Genomic DNA, 2,314 nt, shown 5'->3' on the forward strand with positions numbered 1-2,314 from the left:
CTGCGGGGCCGCCGGGGCCTCCGGGCGGGCCGCCGTCGCACGGCTCGCGAGGTCCCGGTGGTCGCCCGGGGTGCCGGTCCAGCGGCCCCGCAGCGCGATCAGGACGATCATCGCGATGGCGAGGAGCAGCAGCGACACGGAGGTGGCGGCCTCCGGCGAGTCCTGGAGCAGCAGATAGACCTGGAGCGGCAGGGTCTGCGTGGTGCCGGGGAGGTTCCCGGCGAAGGTGATGGTCGCGCCGAACTCGCCGAGCGCCCGCGCCCAGGTCAGGGCGGCGCCGGCGATCAGCCCGGGGGCGACCATCGGCAGCGTGACGGTGAGGAACACCCGGACCGGCGAGGCACCGAGGGACGCGGCGGTCTCCTCGTACCGGGGGCGCAGTCCGCCGAGCGCGCCCTCCAGCGAGATGACCAGGAACGGCATCGCGACGAACGTCGCCGCGAGCACGGCCCCCGAGGTGTGGAAGGGGAGCGTGACGCCGAAGGTGTCCTCCAGCCACGGGCCGAGCAGCCCGCGCCGCCCGAACGCCAGCAGCAGCGCGACCCCGCCGACCGTGGGCGGCAGCACCATCGGCAGCAGCACCAGGGAGCGGACGAACGCCTTGCCGGGGAACGGCACCCGGGCCAGCAGCCAGGCCAGCGGCACCCCGAACAGCAGGGAGAGGCCCAGCGACCAGAGCGAGACGACCAGCGACAGCCGCAGCGCCTCGGTGGTGGCCTCGGCGGTGAGGTGGTCGCCCAGCTCGCCCCAGGAGGTACGGACCAGGATCCCGACGAGCGGCAGCATCAGGAACGCCACGGCCAGCAGGGCGGGCACCGTCAGCAGCAGCGGGGCGCGGGCCCCGGGCGTACGGCGGAGTGCCGGTCGTTTCATGGGTGAACCTCGTCGGGCTGGGGCCAGGCGTCGCCCGGCAGGCGGCAGGGTGACGCCTGGCCCGGGGCGAGCTGGGCGGAACCCGGCAGGCCCGTAGGACGGTACGGGCCTGCCGGGAGCGGTTACGGCTGCTGGAAGCCCGCGCCCTGGAGAATCTCCTGCGCGGCGGGCGTGGAGAGCCAGGCGACGAACGCGGCGGCGGCCTCGCTGTGCTCGGACGCCTTCAGTGTGGCGGCCGGATAGGAGGCGATGGCGTTCTCCGCGTCCGGGATCTCGATCGCGTCGGCCTTGTCGGTGGCGGTCGCGGCGTCGGTCTTGTAGACGAGCCCGGCGTCCGCCTCGCCCAGCTCGACCTTGCTGAGGACCGCGCGGACGTTGGGCTCCTGGGAGACCGGCTTCACCTCGATCTTCTGCGCGTCGAGGATCTGCTGGCTGTAGCGGCCCACCGGCACCTCGGGGGCGGCCAGGACGACCTTCAGCTTCGGGTCGGCGAGGTCCTTGAGGTTCTCGACCTTCTCGGGGTTGCCCTCGCCGACGGCGATGACCAGTCGGTTCTTGGCGATGACGGTGGGCTTGCCGGTGTCGCCGGAGAGGCCGTCCATCGTCTTGGTGTCGGCGGTGACCAGCGCGTCGGCGGGGGCGCCCTGCTTGACCTGGGCGGCCAGCTCCTGGGAGCCCGCGAAGGAGAACGTCACCTTCGTGCCGGGGTTCGCCTTCTCGTACGCGGCCCCCGCCTCCTTGAAGACGTCCGTCAGGGAGGACGCGGCGAGCACGGTCAGGTCGGCCTTCGGGGCGCCGGACGCGGTCTCCGAGCCGCCGGCCGTGCCCTTGTCCTTCGCGCCGGAGTCGTCGTTGCCGCAGGCGGCGAGCGGGACGAGGAGGGCGGTGGCCAGGACGGCGGCGGCCACGCGGCGGCGGGTGAGCATCAGAGACATGAGGGCGAGGCTCCTTGGATGCGTGGGCGTACCCGCGGATGCGGTACGGAGGTACGGGGGCGGGGCTCAGGTGCGGTCGATGTGCACGCTGGTCGACTTCACACGGGCGGTCGCCTGCATACCGACCTCCAGGCCCAGCTCCTCCACCGCTTCCCGGGTCAGGAGCGAGACGAGCCGGTGCGGCCCGGCCTGGATCTCGACCTGAGCCGCGACGTCGCCGAGTTTCACCGCGGTGACGATGCCCGGGAACGCGTTGCGGGCCGAGGTGTAGGTGGCCTCGTCCTCGCCGCCCGCACCCTGGCCGACCTCGATCGAGAAGGCGGCCAGCGCGCGGCCGTCGATGAGCCTGCGGCCGGCCTCGTCGCGATGGGTCGCGACCCGGCCGGCGTGCCGCCCCGGGCGGGGGGGGGGGGGGGGGGCCCCCGGGGGGGGGGCGGGGGGGGCGGGGGGGGGGGGGGGGGGGTTGGGCACGCGAGGGCCATTGGGGGGGGGTGTGGGCATTTGGG

2 protein-coding genes and 1 pseudogene are annotated in these 2,314 nt (G+C 74.5%); all 3 read right to left on the reverse strand.

Annotated elements, in window-relative coordinates; translation table 11 throughout:
- Positions 1-873 (reverse strand): ABC transporter permease (locus JS521_RS30790; RefSeq protein WP_205086214.1); only part of this gene is annotated, 873 nt, incomplete at its 3' end.
- A gap of 122 nt (positions 874-995) precedes the next feature.
- Entirely contained in the window at positions 996-1,808 is an 813-nt protein-coding gene (modA, locus tag JS521_RS30795; protein ID WP_205086215.1) for a molybdate ABC transporter substrate-binding protein, read from the reverse strand.
- Positions 1,809-1,874: 66 nt separating this feature from the next.
- Positions 1,875-2,201 (reverse strand): annotated as a pseudogene (locus tag JS521_RS30800) (TOBE domain-containing protein); the annotation flags it as partial.
- Between the last annotated feature and the right edge of the window lie 113 nt (positions 2,202-2,314).

The organism is Streptomyces durocortorensis (assembly GCF_016901035.1).
Taxonomy (GTDB): Bacteria; Actinomycetota; Actinomycetes; order Streptomycetales; family Streptomycetaceae; genus Streptomyces; species Streptomyces durocortorensis.